The 26,636-nt window shown below is 58.1% G+C and carries 11 protein-coding genes; 8 read left to right on the top strand and 3 right to left on the bottom strand.

The window, feature by feature from the left end; translation table 11 throughout:
- Nucleotides 1-17: 17 nt before the first annotated feature.
- The 4 genes from RISK_RS30065 (at nucleotide 18) to RISK_RS19285 (ending at nucleotide 13,248) form a co-directional block, all read left to right on the top strand.
- Nucleotides 18-8,201 carry a tandem-95 repeat protein gene (locus tag RISK_RS30065; protein ID WP_236696463.1) on the top strand — a complete coding sequence of 2,728 codons (8,184 nt, stop codon included), beginning with the start codon at nucleotides 18-20 and terminating at the stop codon, nucleotides 8,199-8,201.
- 184 nt (nucleotides 8,202-8,385) lie between these two features.
- A complete protein-coding gene (locus tag RISK_RS19295; protein ID WP_047815925.1) occupies nucleotides 8,386-9,153 on the top strand; it encodes a PIG-L family deacetylase in 768 nt (255 codons plus the stop codon).
- Nucleotides 9,154-9,306: 153 nt separating this feature from the next.
- Complete coding sequence (gene metG, locus RISK_RS19290; RefSeq protein WP_047815924.1) at nucleotides 9,307-11,346, top strand: methionine--tRNA ligase; 2,040 nt, start codon at nucleotides 9,307-9,309, stop codon at nucleotides 11,344-11,346.
- A 369-nt stretch (nucleotides 11,347-11,715) separates the two neighbouring features.
- Nucleotides 11,716-13,248 carry a hypothetical protein gene (locus RISK_RS19285; protein WP_173442704.1) on the top strand — a complete coding sequence of 511 codons (1,533 nt, stop codon included), beginning with the start codon at nucleotides 11,716-11,718 and terminating at the stop codon, nucleotides 13,246-13,248.
- A gap of 5 nt (nucleotides 13,249-13,253) precedes the next feature.
- Here RISK_RS19285 and RISK_RS19280 read toward each other — a convergent pair whose 3' ends face one another.
- Nucleotides 13,254-14,429 carry a hypothetical protein gene (locus tag RISK_RS19280; RefSeq protein ID WP_047815922.1) on the bottom strand — a complete coding sequence of 392 codons (1,176 nt, stop codon included), beginning with the start codon at nucleotides 14,427-14,429 and terminating at the stop codon, nucleotides 13,254-13,256.
- 764 nt (nucleotides 14,430-15,193) lie between these two features.
- Here RISK_RS19280 and RISK_RS19275 point away from each other — a divergent pair.
- The 4 genes from RISK_RS19275 to trpA all read left to right on the top strand — a co-directional run bounded on the left by RISK_RS19275 (nucleotide 15,194) and on the right by trpA (nucleotide 20,159).
- Nucleotides 15,194-16,945, top strand: coding sequence for a hypothetical protein (locus RISK_RS19275; RefSeq protein ID WP_236696462.1), 1,752 nt, complete (start codon nucleotides 15,194-15,196; stop codon nucleotides 16,943-16,945).
- Between the two features lie 394 nt (nucleotides 16,946-17,339).
- Nucleotides 17,340-18,671: an outer membrane protein assembly factor BamB family protein gene (locus tag RISK_RS19270; RefSeq protein WP_102017629.1), complete on the top strand. Its 1,332-nt coding sequence runs from the start codon at nucleotides 17,340-17,342 to the stop codon at nucleotides 18,669-18,671.
- Nucleotides 18,672-18,785: 114 nt separating this feature from the next.
- On the top strand, nucleotides 18,786-19,259 hold the full coding sequence (locus tag RISK_RS19265; RefSeq protein ID WP_047815921.1) for a hypothetical protein: 474 nt from the start codon (nucleotides 18,786-18,788) through the stop codon (nucleotides 19,257-19,259).
- 63 nt (nucleotides 19,260-19,322) lie between these two features.
- Nucleotides 19,323-20,159, top strand: coding sequence for a tryptophan synthase subunit alpha (gene trpA / locus RISK_RS19260; protein WP_047815920.1), 837 nt, complete (start codon nucleotides 19,323-19,325; stop codon nucleotides 20,157-20,159).
- 3,104 nt (nucleotides 20,160-23,263) lie between these two features.
- On the opposite strand, the gene RISK_RS19240 is transcribed toward trpA, so the two are convergent.
- Together RISK_RS19240 and ftsH are read right to left on the bottom strand one after the other, a co-directional pair.
- Nucleotides 23,264-24,127 carry a hypothetical protein gene (locus RISK_RS19240; RefSeq protein ID WP_236696461.1) on the bottom strand — a complete coding sequence of 288 codons (864 nt, stop codon included), beginning with the start codon at nucleotides 24,125-24,127 and terminating at the stop codon, nucleotides 23,264-23,266.
- Nucleotides 24,128-24,322: 195 nt separating this feature from the next.
- Nucleotides 24,323-26,551, bottom strand: coding sequence for an ATP-dependent zinc metalloprotease FtsH (gene ftsH, locus RISK_RS19235; protein WP_047815915.1), 2,229 nt, complete (start codon nucleotides 26,549-26,551; stop codon nucleotides 24,323-24,325).
- Nucleotides 26,552-26,636: the final 85 nt, after the last annotated feature.

Genomic DNA, 26,636 nt, shown 5'->3' with positions numbered 1-26,636 from the left:
TCAACTTCGATGACATCTTGAGCGGTGGTGCTTACACCAGCGGCATTTACTACCCCAACGTTGACTACAACGAAGAATCACCGTTCGCGGCGAACGAACAGTTCACTTACGTCGTGGAAGACTACGGAACCACCTCGATCCCAGGATCGCAGTACATCAACAGCGGTGCAGCCGACCAAGTCGATTACACCAACGACGGTGCCACGCCTCCTGTCGGGCTGAACAATCGCTCGGCACCGCAGACGATGACGCTCACCACCCGTGCCACGAACGACGTCCCTGAGTTCCCCGTGTTCGACACGGTGACCTTTGCCGAAGACATCAACGACACCGGCGATGCCTTCAACACGGTCTTCTATGACATCTATGGTGAAGCCGTCATCGCGTCGTCGGACCCATCCGTTCACAACTTGGATCCAGCCATCTTCGTCAGTCGGGCAACCGCCGAAGACGAGCGTGGCAACGACAGCGGTGCCCTGGCGACTCAAACGCTGAGCTTCAGTTACAACACGCTGTACGAACCAGCCGGAATGTTCGAAGCCGAACCGGTCCTTGATGAGTACGGCGTCCTCACGCTGACACCTCGAGCCGATGCCTACGGATACGCTGTCTTCGAAATCACCTTGACCGACGATGGAAAGTCGTACGACCCAGGCACTGGAACCTTGGTCGATGACTTCCGCAGCGTTACCCGAACCCTGACCGTGCACATCACGCCGGTCAACGACGCACCCGTCACCGTGGATCGGGCGCTCGAAGTCACTGAAGCCGAAGAGTTTGCCAACGGAACCGATGCCGAAACGAACGCAGTCGCGTCGATTGACTTGGATCCAGCCCAATTCCTTGGCACCATCCCGGAAAACCCGGAACTGGCCGAGCAAAGTGACTTCACCGATGACATCGACGCGGTCGATGAATTCGATGAAGAAGAACAAAGCCTGCGAGTCGTCGAGTTCACGGTCACGCTGGCCGATGGATCCACCGTCGTCGTCGATGCCGAAAACAACAACGGCGCCGAACTGACACTGGCCACTGGTCGCATCACGTTCAACTTCGATGACATCTTGAGCGGTGGTGCTTACACCAGCGGCATTTACTACCCCAACGTTGACTACAACGAAGAATCACCGTTCGCGGCCAACGAACAGTTCACTTACGTCGTGGAAGACTACGGAACCACTTCGATCCCAGGATCGCAGTACATCAACAGCGGTGCAGCCGACCAAGTCGACTACACCAACGATGGTGCCACGCCTCCTGTCGGGCTGAACAATCGCTCGGCACCGCAGACGATGACGCTCACAACCCGAGCGAAGAACGACGTTCCTGAGTTCCCCGTGTTCGACACGGTGATCTTCGCCGAAGATATCAACGACGCGGGCGATGCCTTCAACACCGTCTTCTACAACATCTATGACAAGGCCGTCATCGCATCGGCGGATCCGAGCGTTCATAACTTGGATCCAGCCATCTTCGTCAGTCGGCCAACCGCCGAAGACGAACGCGGCAACGACAGCGGAGCCCTCGCAACTCAGTCGCTGACGTACAGCTACAGCACGCTGTACGAACCAGCCGGCATGTTTGAGTCAGCACCCGTGCTCGACGAGTACGGTGTCCTGACGCTGACGCCACGTGCCGATGCCTATGGCTACGCCGTCTACACGGTCACCATGACCGACGATGGAAAGTCTTACAGTTCGGGCACCGGAGGCCTTGTCGACGACTTCCGCAGCATCACCCGAACCCTGACCGTGCACATCACGCCGGTCAACGATGCCCCCGTCACTGTGGACCGGGCTCTGGAAGTGGAAGAAGCCGAAGAGTTTGCCAACGGAACCGATGCCCCCACCGGTGACGTCGCCTCGATTGACCTGACTCCAGACCAATTCCTCGGCAACACCACCGAGAACCCAGAACTCGCTGAGCAAAGTGACTTCACCGATGACATCGACGCGGTCGATGAATTCGATGAAGAAGAACAAAGCCTGCGAGTCGTCGAGTTCACGGTCACGCTGGCCGATGGATCCACCGTCGTCGTCGATGCCGAAAACAACAACGGCGCCGAACTGACACTGGCCACTGGTCGCATCACGTTCAACTTCGATGACATCTTGAGCGGTGGTGCTTACACCAGCGGCATTTACTACCCCAACGTTGACTACAACGAAGAATCACCGTTCGCGGCGAACGAACAGTTCACTTACGTCGTGGAAGACTACGGAACCACCTCGATCCCAGGATCGCAGTACATCAACAGCGGTGCAGCCGACCAAGTCGATTACACCAACGACGGTGCCACGCCTCCTGTCGGGCTGAACAATCGCTCGGCACCGCAGACGATGACGCTCACCACCCGTGCCACGAACGACGTCCCTGAGTTCCTCCCGTTCAACACGGTGACCTTCGTCGAAGACATCAACGACACGGGCGATGCCTTCAACACCGTCTTCTATGACGTTTACGCAGGTGGCTTGGTCGCCAATTATGACCCAGCTGATCCGATGCGTGATCAAGCCATCTTCGTCAGTCGTGACACGGCATTCGACGAGCGTGGTGACGAACTGGGATTCGCTCCCACTCAGTCTTTGACCTACACGTTCACATCCCTGGCGAGTTCCTCGCCTGCGGGGATGTTCGAAACGTTGCCGACCATGGACGACTTCGGTGTCTTGACGCTGACCCCACGTGCGGATGCTTACGGCTGGGCGGTCTTCGAAGTGACTGCAACAGACGACGGAGCCGACTACGACGATGGCACCGGAGCGCTGATCAGCGCACCTCGCAGCATCACTCGAACGTTGACCATCAACATCACGCCGGTCAACGATGCTCCTGTCAGTATTGACCGAGATCTGGAAGTCACGGAGGTCGAAGAATTCTCGTCACCGAATGACCTTCCAACCGGTGCGGTTGCTCGACTGCCGTTGCTGCCAGGCGACTTCCTGGGCGGAACAACGGACAACCCAACCTTGGCAAAAGCCAGTGATTTCTCAAACGACACGGTGACTTTCGAGGAGTTTGATGAAGACGAACAGGGTCTCCGCGTCGTCGAGTTCACAGTCACGCTCGCCGATGGCACCCCGCAAATCGTCAACGCTGGCAACTATGTCAACGGCACACCAATCGAGTTGTTCAGCGGCACGATTTCGTTCGAGTTCTCCTCATCCACTGGCGAGTTCATCGAAGGCGAATACCTGCCAAACGTCGACGTCAACGATCAACTGCCATTCGAACCAACGGAAGTCTTCCAGTATGTCATCGAGGACTTCGGTCCGACATCGATTCCTGGCAGCGACCGACCAGATCCGGATGCCACCGGATCCATCGACTACACCACCGTGGGCGGAGTCGGTTCGAACAACCGTTCGCAGCCTCGCGACATGACGTTGACCGTCCGCGCTGTCAACGATGTGCCTGAGTTCCCTGCCTTCAACACCGTCACATTCGCCGAAGACATCAACGACGCCGGGGGTGCCTTCAACACGGTGTTCTATGACATCTACGGTGGGCAAGTCATCGGCAGCAACAACCCGTTGGTGCACGGTTTGCCTCAAGCGATCCATCCGGGACGCGCCACCGCGTTGGATGAACGCTCGGTTCAAGAACTGCACTACAGCGTCAGCGTGATCTCCTCCCCTGCGGGCATGTTTGCCAGCGATCCATTCCTGGATCGATTTGGTGTTCTGCAACTGCAACCCAATGCGGATGCGTATGGCTACGCCGTGTTTGCCGTGACGATGACCGACGACGGGCAATCCTACCTTTCGGGTTCGATGCAAGATTCCCCTCGCAGCATCACGCGAACGCTGACGGTCAACATCACGCCTGTCAACGATCAACCGATTGCTTACGACCGGGAACTGACCGTCAACGAAGTGGAAGAGTACTTCCCAATCACGGGTCAACCGACCAACAGCGTTGCGGTCCTCAACCTCACGCCAGAAACGTTCTTGGAAGGCACCTCAAGCGACGCCCAAACGGCAGACTTCGCCGATGGCGTGGTGACCTCGAACGAGTTTGACGAAGACGAACAAGACCTCCGGGTTGTTCAGTTCACCGTCACGAATTCCAACGGCACACCAACCGTCGTCAACCGAGACAACTTGAATGACGTCGCGATTCCATTGGCAACGGGCACAGTGACCTTCCGCTTCGATGCGTCCGGTGCGTTCACCGGCGGCCAGTACTTGCCAAGTGTCGACTACAACCAAGAAGACCCGTTCGTCGATTTCGAACGCTTCAACTACATCGTCGAAGACTTCGGCGAAACAACCGTTCCAGGTTCCGACTACATCAACGGTCAAATGACCCCGCCGGCCGCTGGATTCCAGCAATCGGATTACACGACCGTTGGTGGTGTTGGATCCAACAATCGCTCGGAATCACGCCGCGTGACGATCCGTACGATTCAAGTCAACGATGCACCTCGCGTCGAATTCCGCGAAACGGTCGACATTCGAGAACGCGATGACAATCGCGGGACCAGCCTCACGGACTGGGCAACACGTCGAGATCCAGCTGAAACCACGGCCCTGGACGAATTTGATCGCCAGGACGTCTTCTTCACCTTCAAAGAATACGTCAGCCAAAGCGTGACCGATCTGTTCCGTCCGGGCTTCACCCCAGAAGTCTCAGACGATGGCACGCTGACCGTCTACCCCTCTCCCGATGCGGTTGGAACGGGCGTCTTCGTGATGATTGCGACGGACCGCGTGTCGGACACCGATCCATTCACGGCAAAGTCAACGGAAATGACCGTCACGGTCAACGTTCGCCCAGTCAACGACGAACCGCGATTGTCGAACCTTGCCCCGACACCTCAGACCGGTTCCATCGACGATGCCTACGAAATCACGTCCGATGGCACCTTGATCGTCACGATGAAGGAAGACAACACGGCCAACGACGGGTCAACGGGAACGGCCTATTCCATTCCACTGCGAACGGGCGTCCCGGGCTCACGCCCTGGACTTTTGGACATCTACACACCTGGTCCAGCCAACGAATCCGATGGCACCTTGGGTGGAGGACAATCGGTTGAGTTGGTTCCGTTCACCACGCTACCAACCACCCTGGGCGGTTCGGTGACTTACGTCCCAGCCGACGGGGCAACTCCCGCTTCGCTGGAGTACACACCTCCGATCAACGTGAACTCATTGAACAACCTGCCCGACTCGTTCACCTACCAAGTGATCGATGACGGCACCAACTTCAACATCCGGGATCAGATTCTCGACCCCACGCCGTTGACTCGAACGGGACGCATTCAGTTTGTGCTCAACCCGGTCAACGACCGTCCTGTGTTTGACATTGCACAAACCGTGATCAATGTCAGCGAAGACGCCAACATGTTTGTTCGCAATGACTTTGCGTTCAATGTCTTTGGCGGGCCGACACCAACGGCCAATGACGAGTTCAGCTTGACCGCGGCCCAAGCGGTCACGTTCAACCGAATCGAACCGGTCAATGTGACGAGCACTCAAGCGGCCCAAGCCTTCACGACACTTCCAACGATCGTGCCAGCCGGCCACCTGACGTTCCAAGCCGCACCGGGCGTGTTTGGCGACTTCGTGTTCGATGTCTATGGTCAAGACAATGGCCAGGGCCCGAACTTCGGGCGCGGCGACTTGAATGAGTCGTTGGCTCATCGAATCACGATCAGCGTCTTGGCCGTCAACGACGCTCCGATCCCTGCCAATGGCACGGGTGACACGATCACGATCGTGACTCGCGAAGACAGCACACTGGCGATTCCGATCGATGGTGCGATCAACGGTTCGTTGCTCGGCAACTTCATCGCTGGTCCTGACTCACCAGTGGATGGACTGCCGGACGAAAATGATTCGCAGGTCTTGTCTGCCGTCAACGTTCCGTTGCAAACCATGTCGGGTGGAACACTGACTCCGTCGCCAAACGGTGCCGGTGCCACGTCGTACATCTACACACCTCCGTTGAACTTTGTTGGCACAGACCAATTCGTTTACGAAGTCAGCGACGGTGATCTATCGAGAACCACGCCGGCAACGATTTCGCTGGTCGTGGCCCCCGTCAACGATGCCCCCATCATTTCCCCACTCGCACCAATCGTCGTGGAGGAAAGTGCTGGCACCGTCACACTTCCCGATTGGCTCGGGAACGTTTTAGTTGGACCTCCCGGAACTGGAACTGGCGGTCGCGCCAGTGATGAATTCGACGGAACCGGAACCGCGGGTCCCCAAACGATCACGGAGTATCGATTCTCGTACGTCAGTGGTGACACCGACCTGCTGACGACATCGCCTGGAAACCCAACCGGGTTGCAAATCCTGGCCGATGGCTCGCTGCAGTTCATGACTTCGGACGAAAACAGTGGCTCAGCAACCTACGAGTTGGTGGCCGTCGACAGTGGCCCCAATGACCCGGCCAATGGCGACATTCAGGAAAGTGCTCCGGTTCAGTTCACTCTGACCGTGGCCAACGTGAATGACTTGCCAACCTTCACGGCTGGCCCCGCTGTGACCGTTTTGGAAGACAGTGGAATGTATTCGCAGCCTTGGGCCACCGACATTTCGACGGGACCAGGCAACGAAGGCGATCAAACGGTGGCGTTCCTCGTTCAGGTTCCATCCGAAGACCAAGATCTGTTCTCGGTCCAACCTGCGATTGACGAAAACGGCGTGCTGACCTTCACAGTGGCACCGGATGCCGCAGGCAGCACCGACGTCACCGTCACGCTGCAAGACTTTGACAACGGTGTCTTTGCTGGCAGTTCCCAATCGGTCTCGCTGCCAATCACGATCACCGACCAGCCCGACCTTCCGGTCGCCGTGGATGACTCGTTCACGACCACCGAAGACGCGGTGCTGTTCTTCACCATCGAAGACTTGTTGGCCAACGACAGCGACCCTGACTTGAGTGACATCCTCAGCTTCGTGGAATTGCAAACCTCCACCGCCTTGGGTGCCACCGTCGAAGTCAATCAAACGACCGGCGAAATTTCCTACACACCGATGAACTCGGCTGCCATTCAGTCGCTGCGTCCCGGTGAAACAGCAACCGACACGTTCCAGTACGGGCTGCAAGACGACAGTGGCGTGACCAGTGTTGTGACCGCGAATGTCACCTTGACCATCCAAGGTCGCAACGACGCTCCGATCGCGATCAATGACCGTGTGTTCATCGAATCGGTTGGCACGACGGTTTTGGATCAGATGCGAGATCCGTTGTTCAACGATTTCGACGTGGATGGCATCCTGGACCGAACCTCGCTGACAGTGGTCGTCGAGCCTGAGTTCGGCACGCTGTCGGATGACAACGGGGTGCTGACGTATCTGCCTGGTCCTGATTTCGCCGGCGTCGACACGTTCACCTACACGATCGCGGACGACCTGGGCCAAGCCAGTGCTCAAGCCACCGTCGAACTTCAAGGCCGTCCGACCGCGGATGACTTGTCAGCGGGAACGTCCGTGGGCCGAACTGGTGCGATCGACATTTCCGATAGCTTCAACACCGCGTTTGATTTGGACTTGGCTTCGATTCTGATCACGACCCAGCCAACCAATGGCATCGCGGAAGTCATCGATGGCAAGATCATGTACACGCCAGAGGCTGGTTACACCGGCCCGGACTTCTTGATCTTCACAGTCGCCGACATCAACGGAAACCGCAGTGCACCGACTCGCATGAACCTCAACACGGTTGAGAGTCGATTGCAAAACCCGGTCAACTTCTCCGATGTCAACCGCAACGGCGAAGTCACCGCGCTCGACGCACTGCTGGTCATCAACCGACTGAATGAAGTCAGCGGCAGTTCCAGTGGTGAGAACATCCCGGTCACCGATGCGGACTACGGCATTGGGACCAACAACGGCGTGGAGGAGCAGTTCTACTACGACCAGAGTGGTGACGGCTTCATCTCCTCGTTGGATGCCTTGCGGGTGATCAACGAGATCAACGCTCAAAGCCAGTCTGGATTCGGCGAACCCGCCGGTGAGGCCGCTGACTTGTTGGTGGACGACTACCGTTCCGCCGGCCTGGATGCTTCGACCTCGATTGCAGCCGAATCGGTTGAATCGGGATCGTCGAAGGTCACTGGATTGACCTCGAGTCAGACCGAGGTGGACGTGATCGACTTGATCGCCGACGAGCAATCCAAACGCGATGGCGATGATTCCGATTCGATGGAATCGCAGTTGGATGCCGCGATGCGAGAATTGTTCTAGGACAAACCGCCCGAGAACGAACGGAAGAGAATCGGGCATCGTTGGGACCTGTCTCGACGATGCCCGCAGGTTCAAGGAACTGCTGGGAGAGAAGTCTCAGGCACCTTCCGCCGGAACGGTCCCAACGATGCTTCGCGCAATCGGCACCTGACACATCTCTCCCGCTCATTGCTAAGCTGGTTCCATGAATGAAGCCATTCCAGAACCGAGCGATCTCCTTCTCCCCGACGACCCGACGCAGTCACTGGACGTGATTGCGGTGGGGGCTCACCCGGACGATGTTGAATCAGCCTGTGGTGGCACGCTGGCCAAGATGGTCCGCCAGGGTTATCGCGTCGGCATCATCGATTTGACCGATGGCGAACCGACGCCCCATTGCCCCGACGTCGATACCCGGATGGCAGAATCGGTCCGAGCCGCCGAGTGCCTTGGCGTTCACGCGCGAGTCCAGCTGAACCTTCCCAACCGAATTCTGATGGACGGTTTTGTCCCGCGGATCGCGTTGGCCCGCCAGTTCCGTCGATTTCGTCCCCGGATCGTGATCGGGTTCGGGCAAAAAACGCCCATGGCTTCCCCGGACCATTGGCAAGCAATGCAGATCACCGATGCAGCGGTGTTTTACAGTCGTCTGTGCCGTTGGGACGAACACTTTGACGGGGTTCCCGTCCACGCGGTTGCTCGCCAACTCTATTTTCGATTGGCATTTGAATCCGATGTGATGCCCGGTGAGTCCCATCACCTGATCGTTGACATTGGCGATTGCTTGGAACAAAAACTCGCCTCGATCACGGCTTACGAAAGTCAGTTTGCCCACAAACCGAAAATTACCGACCGAGTGCGTGCCGCCGCGTTGGTGACCGGTTCGCAAGCCGGTTGTTGGGCCGGAGAGGCGTTTGCATCGGCTCACCCGTATTCCATCAGCGACCTGGTCAAAACGGTCATGAACCTCTGACGCCAAGCGCGTCGCAGTCGTCTTCAGTGGCTGGTCCTGTTCGATCGAGCGGTGGTTTGTCACAATCGCGACCTTGGATGGTGAACCCCACGTCGCAAAAATGGGTCGTGGGTATCGCTGAAGCCCTCGATCCACTCACCGACAACTGCTTTCATGACGCGTCGTCTGCTCGTTACCGCTGCCTTGCCCTACGCCAACGGCCCGATTCACATCGGCCACCTGGTGGAATACCTGCAAACCGACATTTGGGTCCGGTTTCAGAAACTGCGTGGCAATCGTTGCTTGTACATCTGCGCCGACGACACGCACGGCACCGCGATCATGATTCGGGCCCGCAGCGAAGGCCGGTCCGAGATTGAATTGATCGAAGAAACCAGCGAAGCTCACCAGCGTGATTTCGCGGGTTTTGGAATCGAATTCGACCACTATGGCAGCACCAACAGCGAAGAAAACCGAACGATTTGCCATCAAATCTGGCAATCTCTCCGGGACGCGGGCTTGGTGGTCCAGCGAAGCGTCGAGCAACTCTACGATCCAGAAGCCGAGACCTTTCTCGCCGACCGATTCGTGCGTGGAACGTGCCCGAAATGTGGCACGCCGGACCAAGCCGGTGACAATTGCAATTGCGGGCACACCTACAGCCCCACTGAATTGATCGACCCGGTCAGCACGCTCAGCGGTGCCACGCCGATCCTCAAAGAAGCCGAACACCTGTTCGTCGAATTGGAAAAGCTGCACGGGTTTCTCTCCGAATGGGTTTCCAACTCCGGTGCCCTGCAATCGGAAACGGCCAACTACCTGAAGGGACACTTCCTGGCGGAAGAACTTCGCGACTGGGACATCAGTCGCCCCGCCCCGTACTTTGGATTCGAAATCCCCGACGCTCCCGGCAACTACTGGTATGTCTGGTTCGACGCGCCAATCGGCTACATCGCCAGCACGCAACAGTGGTGCAATGCCAACGATGAAAACCTGGCCGATTGGTGGCAGAGCGACGACTGCGAAGTCCACCACTTCATCGGCAAGGACATCACCTACTTCCACACGCTGTTTTGGCCAGGGATGCTGAAGACGGCCGGGTTCTCCCTGCCAACCAAAGTTCACATCCATGGCTTCCTCAATGTGAACGGCAAAAAGATGTCGAAGAGTGATGGCACCTTCGTCAAAGCCGAAACATTTTTGAAACACATCGATCCCTCCGCGTTGCGTTACTTCTACGCCACCAAGTTGTCGTCGCGAGTCGAAGACTTGGACTTGGGAGTCGACGAGTTCGTCGAGAAGGTCAACTCCGACTTGGTCGGCAAAGTGGTCAACTTGGCCAGTCGCGTTGGCAAGTTTGCCAGCCGAACCGGATTGTCACCGTCGTATCCCGATGACGGAGGGCTGTTCCAAACCGCCGCCGCCAAGGGCGACGAGATCGCGTCGGCTTACGAAGACGGCGAGTATTCCAAAGCAATGCGTTTGATCATGGAATTGGCCGACGCGGCCAACCCGTTTGTCGAACACGCCAAGCCATGGGAAATGAACAAAGATGCCGAGCGACAAGACGAACTGCGAGACGTTTGCACGGTCGCACTGAATCTGTTCCGGCAACTGGCCGTTTACTTGGCCCCAGTCCTTCCCGAACTGGCAAAAAAATGTGGCGACTTGCTCGGGGAACCGATCACGTCGTGGGAACAAAGTCAAACGCCACTGACTGACCGTGGCGTCAACAAATTTCAACGTATGATGGACCGTGTCAAACTCGAGGATCTCGAAGCAATGATGGAAGAAAGCAAAGACGAAGCGGCTCAAGAAAATGAAGTCGTCGCCGCCAACCCGTTCAACGACAGCGATCAACCACTCAAGGATGAACCGCTCGCCGATGAAATCACCATCGATGAGTTCATGAAGGTCGACCTGCGGGTCGCTCGTGTTCTGTCGGCCGAACACGTGCCGGACGCCAACAAACTTCTGAAACTCACACTCGGTTTGGGCGGCGACGAAACTCGCCAGGTCTTCGCCGGAATCAAAGCCGCTTACGACCCCGAAAAGTTGGTCGGACGCCTGGTCGTGATGGTCGCCAACCTCAAACCTCGAAAGATGCGGTTTGGTTTGAGCGAAGGCATGGTCACCGCCGCCGGTCCCGGCGGCGAAGAAGTCTTCGTGCTGGGCATCGACGACGGTGCACTGCCCGGCCAACGCGTGCACTGATCGAAGTGTGGCATAGGCTTCCAGCCTGTGAAAAAGAACGCACAAGTAGGATGGGCACTCTTGCCCGTCCGAGTCGGCCAAGCCCCTCATCACAACCCGAAGCGTGAGCGAGGGACTCCCCCAACTCCCACGACGGGCCCATTCTTAGCGACCGTTTGTTTTCCGGCATCGGTCTCTCGGGGCTTCCGCCCCGAGCGAAGCATGACGGCCCCATCCGGGACAAACCCCAGACGCCAGCCACCAATTATTATTCGAACGTCCCCTGGTAAGGTCGAGCGAAGCGAGGGGAGCGTGAAGCAATGCCACAACCACCTCAGTCACTGAAACGCCTTGCCCCTTCGAGACTGACAGCCAGTGAAAGTTTCCGCGATGAAAATTCTCATTGTGCATTGCCACTTCGAACGGGGCGGTGTGACCCAGGTGGTCGACAATCATGTTCATTGCCTGCATCAATCCAATGACATTGACGAGGTTGCTCTGGTCAGCGGCCCTCGTCAGTCAGGCCTGCACGCAGCAACCCGCTCTTCGGCTTCCCTGTGGACTCTCCCGTCCCTGGAATACGACTCGCTGCGTGATTGTTCGCGGAGCGTTTCACAACAAGCCGAACAAACGGCTCGCGAGTTGGACGAGCAATGCCAACGCGCGGGCTGGACTCGCGAGCAGACGGTCATCCACTGGCACAATCACAGCCTCGGCAAAAACGCGGCCGCTCCACTGGTGATCCAGCGTTTGGCGAATCTTGGTTATGCGTGCGTGATGCAAATCCATGACTTTGCAGAAGACCAACGGCCACAAAACTGGGCGCATCTCAAAACGGCCCACGATTGCGATCACGTTCAAGACCTCGACAAAATCCTGTACCCGTGTGGCGAACGACTGTCCTACGCGACCTTGACCACCGGCGATGCGGAAACGTTGTCGAAGTTTGGAATTTCGAACTCCCGCATCGATGTGCTGCCCAACAGCGTTCGCCTCCCAAGCGATGAGCTGCCTGATTTCGAAACCGCAGCGCAGCGTGTCGCGAAAGCGTTCCAGTTGCCCACTGATTTCCGCTGGATGCTCTATCCCGTTCGTGGAATCCGCCGCAAGAACCTGGGCGAATTCTTGCTGCTGTGCCAGATGGCCGGTCGCCCAACCGTGGGCGCGATGACGCTTGCCCCCGACACCCCGATGGAAAGAAAATCCTACGAACGCTGGCGAGCAATTGCCAAGCAAAGTGTGGACAACGTCGTCTTCGATGCCGCTCATCAGGAAGGCATCCAATTCGTGGACAATCTATCAGCCGCTAGCGTCGTCGTTTCGTCCAGCGTGGCGGAAGGATTTGGGATGGTCTTTCTCGAACCCTGGCTCGCCTCACGCCCTGTCGTTGCGAGAAACCTTCCCGGCGTGACCCGCGATTTCATGGACCAAGGCATGCAGCTGGATCAGCTCTATGACGTCGTCATGATTCCCAGCTCTGCGTCTTGGCTCGCGGAAGCAGAACGCCAATTCGCGGCCGCCAAAGTCAACGCGTGGAAGGGAGTCCGATCCCCAGGCGGCGCCGCCGTCTCTCGCGATTGCGACTGGATCGATTTCGCGAGATTGACGCCGGAGTTGCAGACCGAGGTGATCCACCGCTTTGCCACCGATTCCGGGTTCGCGAAAGAAATCCGGCAACGAAACGCCACGTTGTGCGACGCGTTGAGAACAGCAAGCGATCCCGCAACGATCGCTCACAACCGAAACGTTGTGGCGACAAAATACGGGCCGGAAAACCAAAGGCAGCAATTGCTCAGCGTTTACCGAAAAGCGATTCGCAACGAAATCCCCACTGCCTCCGATTCTCTGAACACCAAAACCATGTTGGATTTGGTGGAACATTCGCGGCCGTTCTATCCGTGCCGCGTCGAGCAACTGGCCTGAACGACTCAGCGACGTGGGTTGCTGGAGCGACCTGCCATCTGTTTGCCCTTGGGGCGAACCAAGAAGACCTTCGGATCATCGACGATGAACGAAGTGCTCCAACGACGTCCGTCATCCGCACTGCAGATGTTGTAGAAGAACGTTCGCATTCGTTCCGCTTCGTAACCGTAGGGGAACTGACTGGTGATGTAGTCTTCCTCGGTCAGGTCATCCACGCCGGGCGATGCATAGTAGTGCACCATGCCATCCGGTGTGACGCTCATGCCCAACGTCCACCAACCCGTGGTGGTGATCTGCGGACCACGAAAGTCGGCGCCACGTTGGTTGCTACGAACTCGAAGGTATGCGTAGTCGTCGCTGCGACTTCGGCTGTCAGCCTTGCTTTCGAATTCGATGAACAAACCCGGCCAGTAGATCTCGTTGCCCATCTCTTTGCGTTTGAGCTTGAACAGCCCAATTTCTTTTTCAATCATCGCCGTCGTTTCGAGGGCCAAGCGAAATCCAAAGTGAGGTCCGCTGCGTTGCTCCCACTCGGCCACCGGTGGCAAGAACACTCGCGTCGTGACACTGGGAACCTCGGACACATCGATGCGACGTTTCAGTCGATACTGAACATTCGCGATGAAGTCATCCTGGTGCATCGTGCCACTGGCGTTCCCGGGAATCCCCGTGAACTTGCTCCGCATCAGCAGAGCGCCTTGGCTGCCGGACAAGCCGCCGGTTGGCGTGGCCACTCGCTGGACCACATCGGGATGGCCCCGTTTGATGCCTTCGTACCAGCGTCCGTTGGTGCTCTTTCCCATGGGCGAACGTTGATTTTCATCAATGTCCTCGGTGCTCTTGGGATTGTTTGGCACATATTGCCACGACTCGTCTTCGAAGTCATCGGCGACGCCAACGAGTTCAGTCCCGGTTCCGGGAACGACCGGACGCTGCGCATCGGCTGTGCCCGCCCCCCAAACACTCGTCCAAACTGCGACGCCAGCGACGAAGGCAAATTGCCAACGACGCGCCACCGGCTCCTGATTTCCCACCGGCTCCACAGTTCGCAGTGCGAAAAGGCCGACCCAACGGTTGGTGTTGCTCTGCATGGCTTCTTCCGTCACTTCCGTTCCCAAAGGATTGAAATGGACATGGATCGCGGCCTGAACGACGGTGTCGTGGGCGAAACGATGATCCATGACGGAGGCCCCCCTCCAACCGGAACAATCGGCACATTTTGACCGGCACTCCAATCGATCCCGCTGGGCCTGGAAAAGTTTTGCTCTGGGCAGCCCGCATCCCTTGCCCCCCCGAGGGCTCCAATCGGCAGAATCGTTTCGATTGGCACAGACGATCACGCTTCCCAAGGGACTGCGGCAGAACCCCAGATTCCTCGACCGAATTGCTCGAAATTCGCAGGAACGGGACTATGGTTACCTGTGTCAGAGGGACGCACCCTGCACCATGATTTACCCAAATATTAAGCGTCCCCCCGTGCGAGGCGTGGTCGGTTCTTCGGAGCCGGCCTCGCCTTTTTTTATGCCCTCACGCTTTCTGCGATGCAGGCTCACCGCCCGAAACGCCCGCCGGAAGCCGGCTTGTCGATTGAGTCGTCAAAGTCGTTTCAACGCATGGAGCATGGGCACTCTTGCCCGTCAGTGTTGTGGATGTCGGCCAAGAGTGGGCAACCCACTACAAAATCAACAAGCCGCAGCGGCGAGCGGGCTGGCAAGACCTCCCAATGCCTTCGCCAGGGCTGCAAATGCGCTGTCATTCGGGATTTTCGTTGACGGGAGACGGTCAGTCGGTGAATAATGGAAGTCCGCGAAACGTTCGCGTTTCGATCCTATTCGGCCGTGCTCTTCTCTCCGAAGGTGTTCCTTTGCGACACGCCACTACGACCTCGTCCCCGTCCAAGTCATCTGGCCCAATTGCTGCCGCTGCGCAAATTGACTCGCCGCAGATGGATTCAGCGAACGGGGGCCAGGCTTCCAACCATCAACGCGCCAAACGGATTTGGATCCTATGTCTGGTCATGGTGTTGTGTTGGCTGCTCAGCGGAATCGCCTCCGCTCAGCAATACGAGGTGATCAATCTGCCCGCCGCCGCAGTGACGCCTGAAAAGATCTCAGGGTACGAACGCGCAGCGAAAACGCTGGCCTCTTCTCGCAAACCGGAGCAACTGACGGCGGATGTGAAGCGAAACGCGATGATCTACATCGAACACATCGTTCCCTACACCATGGTCAGCAAAGACAAACTAAACGAGATGGGACCGATGTTGGCGTCGCTCGAGAAATCGCTCTCGGGCGCCCAACGAATCAACAACCCCGGCAAGACGGATCTCCTGAAGAACATCTACAACGGGATGACGAAGGTCGCCAAAGGCAATTACATCCCCGCCGCCCGTATCAACGCGGTTTTGGTTTTGGGGCGGCTCGACAGTGCTCCGTATGACGGAGCCACCGGCCGGCCACCCAAGCCTTTGGCAGCCGCCTACCCAGCGCTGTTTGACACACTGGTGGGACTCTACGAAAACGAAGAAGAAGTCGATGGCGTTCGAGCGGCTGCCCTGCAGTCGCTTCACCGAGTCGCCATGTACGGCTTTCCAACCATGTCGGCGGACAACAAAGCCAAACTGACCCAATTGATGACCGACTTGCTGGACGCACCCGCGCCCGCAGACCGTGACCCCAAGGCACATGCTTACCTGCAACGTTTCGCGGTCGATATCCTGCACTACGTCAGCGCGCCGGAAGACACCACGCTTGGCAAGCAGTTGATTTCAATCAGCACCAACGAAGAGCAACCTGACTTGATCGCGTTGTATTCGGCTTCGCAACTGGGTGACATGAACACTCAGCTGGAAGGGCAAGTCGTTGATACTCAGGGTGTGCTGAAGAGTTGGTCACGTCGTGCATTCGACACAGTTGAATCCGAACTGAAACGCCTGAAAGCTCTCGACCGAACCAGCGCGATGGCCGTCAAGCAACCCCCGAGCCCCGATACCTTCCTGGGTGTCAAAGAAGACAAAAAGAAAAAGAAGGACAAGAGCCGCGCCGGTGGTGGCATGGCAGGCGGAATGGGGATGGGTGGCATGGGAATGGATGATGCCATGATGGGCGGCATGGAAATGGACGGCATGATGGATGGCATGGACATGGGGATGGGGATGGACGGCATGGGGATGGACGACATGATGGGCGGCATGGGCATGGGCGGCATGGGAATGATGGGACGCATGCCTGCCGCAAAACCTCAGCCCCCTGAAGTTTCACTTTCCCGACGTCGAATCACTTCGGTGCTGCAACAATTGCTCCGTGGAGCGGTTGGTTCACCTCTGGCTGAAATTCCCGACACCCCTTCAGGTCTGATCTCCGCCGCATCAGAGGAAGACCAAAAAGTCTTGACCTCCTGGGTCGACGACGTTCGTCCCGTCGCGGAGGCCATCAACGATGACTTGTTGGACGACAAGAAGAAGTGGATGGAATCACTGGAAGAACAACGTGTTGCCCTGGCCAAACTGGCTGGTGTTGAACTCTTGGACGGTGACGAAGACGCTGGCCAAGATGACCGTCGCCCTGGTGGTTTGCCGACGTTCGGCTTGCCAGGCAATCAAGCCCCTGGTCTTCCGGGTGACCTTCCTGGCGGCATGCCTGCTGGCGACGCACCCGATGCAGGACTGCCAGCGGGCGATCTGCCAGGAGCAAACTGACACCCCGTTGTCAGCAGGATGGTTCCATCGCGAGATAGGTAAAAAGATGCTCACCGATCTCGGTGAGCATGGAATTTCATCCCCTCAGTGCTCTCCACCTCCCTCCTTTCGGAGGGACATCGATTGGATGAGTGATGGCTTTGCGAGGTAGGCCGGATCGAGCCGCTTCGACGCTGCTCCGGCAGATGAGCCCCTCAAATCGATTTCCCTTGCACTTCAAAACTGACGCATCGGGGTCCCACAGAGCCGAATGGTTCTCAACTCTGCCGAACGGATCTTGAGCCTTTTTTCTTTGGTGTTCCAATGGCGGCACGCCTTCGGCGATTCCAACACGTGCGATTTATCAGCCTGCACCGTCTCTTCTCGCACTCTTCTCTGACAATGGATTTGAAAGATGAATCGATCTGCCCCCATGTTGTGCCCCCAGCGTCCGCTCCACCGCATGCTCGTCCCATTGGCATGGCTGTTGTGGGCTGGGTTGGTCCAGTTGGCAGGCGGGGCGATGGGGCCGGTTTCGACCTGCGCCGCCGCGGATTGGCTGCAGTGGCGAGGCCCGGAAGGCAACAATCACGCACCGGCTGACGCGGAAGCTCCCCTTCGCTGGGATTTGGAACGAAGCGAAAACGTTGTTTGGAAAACGGCGATTCCGGGTCGCGGGCATTCGTCTCCCATCGTTGTCGGGGACCATATTTTCCTGACCACGGCGGTGGCCGAAGATGAAACCCAGCGTCTGATCAAATGCAGTCGTTCCGATGGACGGATGGTCGACAACTGGATCATTCACCGCGGGACGCTGCCCGAGCGAATCCACTCGAACAATTCGTTTGCCTCCCCCAGCCCCGCCTCGGACGGTCAGAACATTTACGTTTCCTTCCACACCGATGACGCGATCGTCGTGACCTCGTTGAATTTGGAAGGCAAACAAAACTGGCAGAGGAAAGTCGCGGCGTTTCGGCCTTCGCAATTCCAATTTGGGTATGGAGCCAGCCCGATTTTGGTGGATGGCCTGCTGGTCGTCGCAGCAGAGTACGACGGGCCTGAAAGCTGTCTCGCGGCCTTGGACACTCAAACCGGCCGCGACGTTTGGCGAGTTGCTCGGCCGTCCAATTTGAACTTTGCCACGCCGATCGCGGCGACGATTGGGGGCCAGCCGATGGTGCTGATCTCAGGAGCCGACATGATCAATGCCTACGATCCCGTCACAGGCAAAGAACTCTGGGGCGTGGACACGGCGACCGAGGCGATCTGTGGCACCGTTGTTTGGGACGACCGCCGCGTCATCACCAGTGGCGGAAATCCCAGAGCTGGCACCTGGTGCATCCTGGGCGATGGCAGCTCCAACAGTGTGCAGTGGGAAAACAACGTCCAGTGCTACGAACAATCGCTGCTGACGATCCCCAACTACTTGTTCGGCGTCGCGGACACCGGCGTTGCCTACTGCTGGCGGACCATGGACGGCAAACAAATGTGGCGGACACGTTTGTTCGGCGGTGGCATCAGCGCCTCGCCGTTGTTGGTCGATGGCCGCATCTACGTTGCGGCCGAAGACGGCACCGTCTTCGTCTTCCAAGCCAGCCAGGATCGATTCGAACTGAAGGCAGAAAACAAAACCGGCGACTCTCTCTTCGCCACACCGGTCCCCGTCGACGACCGACTGCTGATTCGGACCGGGGTGGGCCATGGAGATCAACGACAAGAATACTTGATCTCGGTTGGCCTGCGTTGAACTCGCAAAGACAGCGGCGTTTTTCCCTTGAGCGCTGGTCTGCACCACCGGACGACTTTTCCGGTCAGGCAATTTTTTCTAAAGAAAACGATTCTGCCGACCGATCCAAGAGCTATGCCACATTCGCATTGCCATGACCGTCGCCTTTGGACCGCCCGCTCGCTGACGCGATGCTTGCTGGTTGGATTGCTGGCTTGCACAAGCGGATGTGTGGCTCTCGGCGTCCCCAGCGAGCGGACCCACGACCCGGACGATCATGGCGGATTGCTCGGCGATTGGCGTCGCGGACGGCCTCACACCGCCGCTCAGCACACACAGAGCCTGATCGAAGACGGTGCCGTGATTGTCCCCACCGACGGTCATGGGGTCATGTGCGACCGCACCGGGACACCCCACCAGGGTGCCTCCGGTCAAGTCGGATCGGGGGTGATGGAGGGAGCCCTGCCGATGGACTTGGATCCCATCACCGGGGGCGTTCACTCCGAGCCAGAAGCGCCGCCCGAGGTGCCTTGGCCCCGGTTCCATCCCGTCCCGACACGCCCCGTCTTTGGTGGCGGCTTGGTTGCCGATCCGCACGCGGGAATCTAGGCTTGGCGGCAGAATTCACTGAGACCTGTTTCGTCCGCCCATTTCGACGTTGATCCGACATCCATGACGCCTCTGCAAAACCTGTTTGAATCGCTTCGTGGTCAGAACCGCAAAGCCTTGATGCCGTTTTTGACGACCGGCGACCCGAACATTGACACAACAGAAGCCGTCATCGCAGCAGCTCGCCGCGCCGGTGCCGATCTCTGCGAAATCGGAGTCCCCTACAGCGATCCCATTGCTGATGGACCGGTGATCCAGGCCTCCTACCAACGTGCACTCGACGCGGGGTTCAAGCTGCAACATGTCTGGGATCTCGGCCAGCATTTGACGGACAACGCCGATGTTGCCGCGATGCCACGCGTGACGATGGTCAGCTATTCCATCATCTACCGAATCGGAATGGCCAAGTACGTCGAGCAAGCCATGCAAGCGGGTTACTGCGGCGCGATCGTGCCTGATTTGTTGGTCGAAGAAGCAGACGAGTTCAGCAAGGTTTGCCAGGAAAAAGGTTTCGACCTGATCCAGCTCGTCACACCCACCACGACAAGAGACCGCCAATGCCGCATCGCGGAACTGTCCAGCGGTTTCCTGTACTACGTTTCCGTCACTGGAATCACAGGTGAACGAACCGCGTTGCCGGCCGATTTGGTTGACAATGTGGGCTGGCTCCGTGAACAAACCGAACTGCCGATCTGCATCGGGTTCGGAATCAGCGGACCTGAAACCGCAGCCCAGTTGGCACCTGTTTCTGATGGCTTGATTGTTGGCTCCGCGATTGTCCGGCGAGTAGCCGCTGCGGTGGCCAAGGCAAACGAATCGGGAACCGATCCTGTCCAAGCAGCCGCTGAGGAAGCGGGCGAGTTCTGCCGTTCCCTGCGATCCGCGATCGACGCTGCGTAAACGTTTGCGATCGACGCGACGTTTTCTGACACGGTCCCGATGCAACTTGCCCTGTTAGCGGGCGTGCCGCTTGGCTTCGCCCCCCCTGGGAAGGTCATCCGGTTGATCACGGCCGCTTTGTAGCTGGTTGCCGCACGATCCACCTCTCCCGCAACGAAGTTTGGGGAGAGCGACCCCGTTCAGGCGTACGCGAGGGTGAGGGCCGAGCATGGGAAACGGCGCGGATTGCCTTCCCCCGGAAATCTCGCTGAACGCTCGCTTTCCGCCCCCTCCCGCTGCGACGGTTGTGCAGCTTTCTGGTGCTGCGTTTTAGCGGGCTTCTGCCTCGAGAATTCGGATGGTGCCATCCACCAACCTTTGCCCCGGAGAGCAGCATGAATCGCGAAGCGATGACAGCCAAAAGGCACGGACGCAAGCCCGAGGGCAGCGAGAGGAGCCGAGACACCAGTCGCAAAGCGACGGCAGGCGTTCCACCGCCCGGACCAACACCTGCCATCGCTTCGCGACTACCGAGCGGCGGAGGAATCGATTTCTGGGACTTGCGTCCAAGGCTGGTGCCTGACGTCGCTTTGCGACTCCGAAACCCCGGCCGTGTCGTCGGCATTCTCGCGATGATCCGCCTGACGATCCAGATGGATCCAGCCTCGAATCGCCCCCTTCCGCTCCTCCCCAACTGCGGATGCCGTGCCGCGTTGACAAAGAGGTTTGGTGGGTGACACCCAACGGACGTCCTCGTGGAACGCCCGTCTTCCCGCCAGAGCAATTCTTAGCAAGAGGGCTTGGCCGTCTCGCCCCCACGCCTCTGAGTCGCGGAGCGACGGCACTTGAACAGCCTTGGGTTTCAACCCAAGGATCATCCGTGCCAAAACACGGGCCCCAGTCGCGGAGCGACGACAGTCGGCGGCGGCGACGAAGAAAAGGGGACGGGCGAGAAAAGGGGACGGGGGTCATAAGTAGACGTATCATCCCAACAATGACCCCCGTCCCCTTTTCTCGCCCTGTTTTTAGGGTAGTGGACGAGGCGACGAGTCCTGAACTGGCGTCAAAACCAAGGACTCGTCGCCTCGTCCACTACGAACAACGCTGACTTTTAACTTTGACAGACCACCAGCCTGTTCACGCACGTGAGGCAGCTTTGGTGGCTGGTCCTGATTCAGGTTGCGGTTGAGCGATTTGGAAGAGTTCCATGCAGGTCGGCGGGAGTCTTTTGGCATTTGGACTGTGATGGCAAACGCCACTGTTCCCAGGTGCAACCGGGGCCAACGCCCAAACGGCTCACATGGTTTTGCCCGATCCTTCCTGCCGATTTGCTTATGCCCGATCGGCAGGAGGAGGAGATGCTGTGAGGCCTTGCTTAGAACCACGTGAACAACAAGTGACGTAGCGGAAGGGCGCAAGCCCTCCGGTTCCTCACCGGGCGGCTTGCGCCACACCGCTAACATCGTCACTTGTTGTTCACGCGTCGCTTACGCTGTGGGTTGGGAGGGAGGATTCTCAGGCTGGAAGCCTAAGCCTCTTGGGCTGCAAAACGACGGGGTGAGCGACTTGCTGAGGTGGCAGGTTGGAGGACGCGAATTGGATTGACACGGTTGACGTGCGGGAGCTGAGTTTGGATGGGGATGTATTCGAAGCCTGCGAGTGCTGAGCAGAAGCAACGTTGGGCGAAGATCGAATCAGTTGCTGGGGCACAACGATGTGAAGACGACGGAGATTTACACCCACGTGCGGAATCCGAACGAGTCGAAAGTGGTCAGTCCGTTGGATCGGTTGGTGCAGGAGGGGGACTCGGCTGAGGCGGGGTGAGACGGCTGGTTGCAATGCTCACGGTGTCGTTTTCAATGGACGGGGGTGTTTGCGTTCGACCTCCCCTCGCTTTGCTCGACCCTCCTGCCAGGAGGGTGAACTGGTTCTTTTGCTTGACGCTCGCTTTCCGACCGTTCCGTTTGGACGCGTTGAGTTTGTTGTGGGTTGGCCGTTCTTGGCCGTCATTCAAAACTCCGACGGAAATGAGTGTCCATCACAACGCGACGCGTGAGCGAGGGACGCCACCTAACTTCTACGACGGCCCCATCCGGGGCGACCGTTTGTTTTTCGGCATCGGTCTCTCGGGGCTTCCGCCCCGAGCTAAGCACGACGGCCCCATCCGGGGCGAAACGGAGATGCCAGCCACCATTTATTTTTCGAGCGTCGCCAAAGAACCAGTGCCAGGTGGGACCTGGCCTACGAGCGGCAATGCGTCCGTCGCAAGGTTGTTGGAGGTCGTTGATGCGATGGGGGCATTGAGAAGTGGAGGCCGCACCAATCGTCACATCTGAATTCTGGCGAATCCAGCTACCACGAGAAGCGTCCAGAGCACCTTTCATCGCGAGGGTGGTGTTGTTTGACACAGAACCAGTGCCAGGTGGGACCTGGCCTACGAGCGGCAACGCGTCCGTCACAAGGTTGTTGGAGGTGGTTGATGCGACAGGGGCCTTGAGAAGTGGAAGACGCACCAATCGTCATATCTGAATTCTGGCGAATCCAGCTACCACGAGGAGCGTTCAGAGCACCTTTCATCGCGAGGGTGGTGTTGTTTGACACAGAACGAGCGCCAGGTGGGACCTGGCCTACGCGCGGCCGACTTGCGGGCGCGGCGGCGTTGAACAGGGAGTGGCAAGTGAGTTTTGAAGTTGCGCTTTTGCAATCGGTATTGTTGGCCAACGGCCAACATCAACCCATACGTTTTGAATTGAATTTGGCCGTTGGCCAAAATTGGGCGGTGCTTTCCTGCTCCAGGGGCGATGTTCCTGGCTATGTTGAACAAGGCCGTTGGCCATTCGAGGTGTCTCGGGGCTTCCGCCCCGAGCTAAGGACGACGGCCCCATCCGGGGCGAAACCCAGACGCCAGCCACCATTTATTTTTCGAACGTCCCGCGCGGGCGGGGCTCGCAAGACGGCACTGCAAAACTGCACGACATCGTTCAGCAGGTACGCAGGTGTTTTCGGGTAGGTGAGCCTTTTGGCGTTCGCCCCGGTTCCCACACACAACCGGGGCGAACACCAAAACGGCTCACAGGATCAAACCCAGTGATTCCTGCCTAACTGCTTCGCGGAACCGATCCACTTCAACGACTTGGGGCACGCCACTGAACGGGCCGATCCGCCGTGGAAAAACTCGGCTGATTGGCAGCGGCTTGTCCGGATGAGGCAGCGTTCATGCCGTTGTTCTGCATCCCAACGTTGCCCTGGAATGAATCCTGAGGTGCTTGGACGGGCGCGGACGCGGTGTTCCACTGCAAGGCTTGGACGGCAGGTGAAGTCGAGGGCACCAACTGGCTGACCGGCAATTGGCCAGGCAACGAAGACGTGCCAACGTTCACTTGAGCGGCGACGCTGTTCGTTCCCATCGTGTTTGCGGATGGATACGGAGCCGAATTGGAGTAGCCGTTGGTTGCTTGGGGGACATAGCCCGGTGGCGGTGGGGCTCCCGTCAGGTCGATCACTTGCATCCCGCCGCTGCGAACGCCACCGGAAGAATCCGCTGCGGCTGGCATCATTGACTGGGGTTGAACCGCGTTGGTTTCCACCCATTGTTGATTCGCATTTTGCGCCATGGGCGACATCGTGCCCGGCATCGCACCGCCTGCCTGAGCGATTCCGGATCCGACCGTGTCGCTGGAGTTGTGACTCATCGGGATCACATTGCCGGACGTGGAGTTGTAGTTCCCCGTCGGAGCGTAGTTGGACGCCCCTGCCGGGCTTCCGCTGACTTGACCGTACGATCCCGTCGCTGGCGGCGGGACACGAGCCGAGGCACCAAATGGACCAAGCGACGGCAACGTTGGATTCTGAACCGCAGCCTGACCGGGCTGAAGCATGCTGATCGGAGCGCCAGTGGTCCCGTTGGTTTGCTGGCAACCAGTCAACAGACCGAGCGCGGTGACTGCCGAAAGGCCGGCCCAGGTCCGCCCGATAGTATTCTTCGCCATCCAATTGAATCGCATCTTGGAACGCCCGATTGCGTGTCATCTGCCTATGAAAAAACGGCAAGGCGGACGCATGTCGTCGCTTGCCGCATCGGGCTTTAACAAAACTTCGAAGTTTTTCGAAAGACCGGAATTCCAATCGAACACACTTTTTGCGGCGTCCCCCAGGTCCTCTTAGGAGGCGAGAATCACCCGCAATCAGGAGTGATTGGACTGCGAGGAATCCGAATCTTTGCGTGGGACAATTTTTGCTTTTGGTTTCTCCGTGACGGTTCCAGGCACCAACCAAGGTCCGCGACTGTGCTCCTGGATCAAACGCGTCAATTCTTCGTTGTCGATCGCCTCGACTTCCAACAACCGCTGCGTGACCGCCTCCAAGACATCACGACGTTGTTCCAGAATCTCTCGAGTCTGGGCCAATGTGTCTTCGACAATCCGGGAAACCTCTTTGTCGATCATCTTGGCCATCTCATCGCTGTGCATGACCTGGTAGTCGCCGCCACCCGAACCCGCCAGGAACGGGCTGCGCGTGTTGCGACGAAGATTGATTCGGCCAAGCCGGCTCATGCCGTAGTCCATCACCATGCTGCGAGCCGTTTCGGTGCAGCGTTCCAGGTCGTTCTGAGCACCGGTGCTGATGTCCTGAAAAATCATTTCCTCCGCCAACGTGCCCGCCAGCATGACTTTCATCTGGCTTTCAAGCTCGCTCTTGGTCATCAGGAAACGCTCGGATTCCGGACGCTGCATCATGTACCCCAGCGCGGCCAATCCGCGCGGGATGATGCTGACTTTGTGCACGGGATCCGTGTTGGGAAGTGCCGCGGCGACGAGCGCGTGGCCCGATTCGTGATAGGCGACGCGGATTTTTTCGTCTTCGTTCATCACCCGTTTTTTCTTTTCCAAGCCTGCCGTGACACGTTCGACGGCTTCGTTGAACTCCTCCATTGCCACGGCGGGTTTGCCGTTTCGAGCGGCCAACAAAGCGGCTTCGTTGACCAGGTTGGCCAGATCGGCGCCCACAAAACCGCTGGTGATCGACGCGATGCTTCTCAGTTCAACGGTCTCGTCGAGCTTCACGTTTTTGACATGCACTGCCAGAATTTCTTCGCGACCCGCCACATCGGGACGGTCCACCAACACATGTCGGTCAAACCGACCTGGACGCAACAACGCCGGGTCCAAGGTCTCCGGACGGTTGGTGGCGGCGATGACGATGACGCCCGAGTTGGAATCGAAACCGTCCATCTCAACGAGCAACGCGTTCAACGTTTGCTCCCGTTCATCATGCCCACCGACGGCGTTGCCGCTGCGGCTCTTGCCGAGCGCATCGAGTTCGTCGATGAAGATGATGCACGGGGCACGATTGACGGCTTGGGTGAACATGTCACGAACGCGGGCCGCACCCACACCAACGAACATCTCGACAAAGTCACTTCCAGACAGGCTGAAGAACGGCACTCCCGCTTCGCCCGCAATCGCCTTGGCCAGCAACGTTTTTCCCGTTCCAGGAGGTCCGACAAGCAAGACACCTTTGGGAATCCGGCCGCCCAAGCTCTGATACTTCTCGCTGTTTTTGAGGAAGTCCACGACCTCACGGACTTCGTCGACGGCCTCTTCAATTCCTGCCACATCTTCAAACGTGGTTGGCAGATCGTCTTCGCTGTACAGCTTGCCGCGACTGCGCGAGAATGACATCGGCGAACCGACGCCCCCCATGCGTTTGAGCATCACGATCCCGAGTGCCACCAACACACCGATCATCAGCAACTCAGGCCAATGGTTCTCCAGAAAACGGCTGGGGCGATCGTTGTCCCAATCGACACCAGATTGCTCCAGCAAGGTTTCCAGCTCCGCTGCGATCACGTCGTTGGGATACCCCCGAATGGTCAGGAACTGGACTTCCTCGGCCGGTTCTTTCTCGCTGGAATGATTTCGCGTGAACGCCTTGAAATAGACTTTTCCTGTGATGCGATCGTCGGCCACCCGAATGTCGCTGAGGCGGCTGAATTCGTGCAGCACGTCTTCTTTGGTGCTGCTGGGGACAACGATTTTTGAGATGGGAGGCTCGTTGGCCGGGTCTTCGTTGATCAAACTCGCGACGGTTGCCGAGGTGGAATCTTCAACGGATTCCTCCGTTGGATCCCCGACAGCGGTCGAATCCGATGGATCGGCCAGTAGCCCTTCTGCCGGGTCAGTGAGCGGATCCGAAGGAGCGATCGCTTGCTGGGACTCCATCGCCTGCTGCCGCTCCGCTGACTTCGCCAGCAATTCTTTCAAATGCGGGTAGGCCAAACGTCGGCGATTGTCACTGAAAAGGAACGCACTCAGCACGACTGCGCCGGTCACGGCCAGCAAAACCAACCAAACATTTCCTCCGCCTCGATTCTCGGACGATCCACCGCGTTTCGACTTGGGTTCGTTGCTCATTGCGTTCCAATTGTCATTGTTTCGTTGAAGACGGCTGTTTCAGCCACAGCCCCACTATTTCTACTGCCAGCTGACTTCTCCAAGG

Source organism: Rhodopirellula islandica (assembly GCF_001027925.1).
GTDB lineage: Bacteria > Planctomycetota > Planctomycetia > Pirellulales > Pirellulaceae > Rhodopirellula > Rhodopirellula islandica.
The sequence above is the reverse complement of the archived record's forward strand: the minus strand, read 5'-3'. Positions and strand labels throughout refer to the sequence as shown.

Coding starts and splice junctions, on each gene's coding strand:
- RISK_RS19295 (WP_047815925.1), top strand. CDS start 8,386: ATGAATGAAGCCATTCCAGAACCGAGCGATCTCCTTCTCCCCGACGAC.
- metG (WP_047815924.1), top strand. CDS start 9,307: ATGACGCGTCGTCTGCTCGTTACCGCTGCCTTGCCCTACGCCAACGGC.
- RISK_RS19285 (WP_173442704.1), top strand. CDS start 11,716: ATGAAAATTCTCATTGTGCATTGCCACTTCGAACGGGGCGGTGTGACC.
- RISK_RS19280 (WP_047815922.1), bottom strand. CDS start 14,429: ATGGATCATCGTTTCGCCCACGACACCGTCGTTCAGGCCGCGATCCAT.
- RISK_RS19275 (WP_236696462.1), top strand. CDS start 15,194: ATGGATTCAGCGAACGGGGGCCAGGCTTCCAACCATCAACGCGCCAAA.
- RISK_RS19270 (WP_102017629.1), top strand. CDS start 17,340: ATGAATCGATCTGCCCCCATGTTGTGCCCCCAGCGTCCGCTCCACCGC.
- RISK_RS19265 (WP_047815921.1), top strand. CDS start 18,786: ATGCCACATTCGCATTGCCATGACCGTCGCCTTTGGACCGCCCGCTCG.
- trpA (WP_047815920.1), top strand. CDS start 19,323: ATGACGCCTCTGCAAAACCTGTTTGAATCGCTTCGTGGTCAGAACCGC.
- RISK_RS19240 (WP_236696461.1), bottom strand. CDS start 24,127: ATGGCGAAGAATACTATCGGGCGGACCTGGGCCGGCCTTTCGGCAGTC.
- ftsH (WP_047815915.1), bottom strand. CDS start 26,551: ATGAGCAACGAACCCAAGTCGAAACGCGGTGGATCGTCCGAGAATCGA.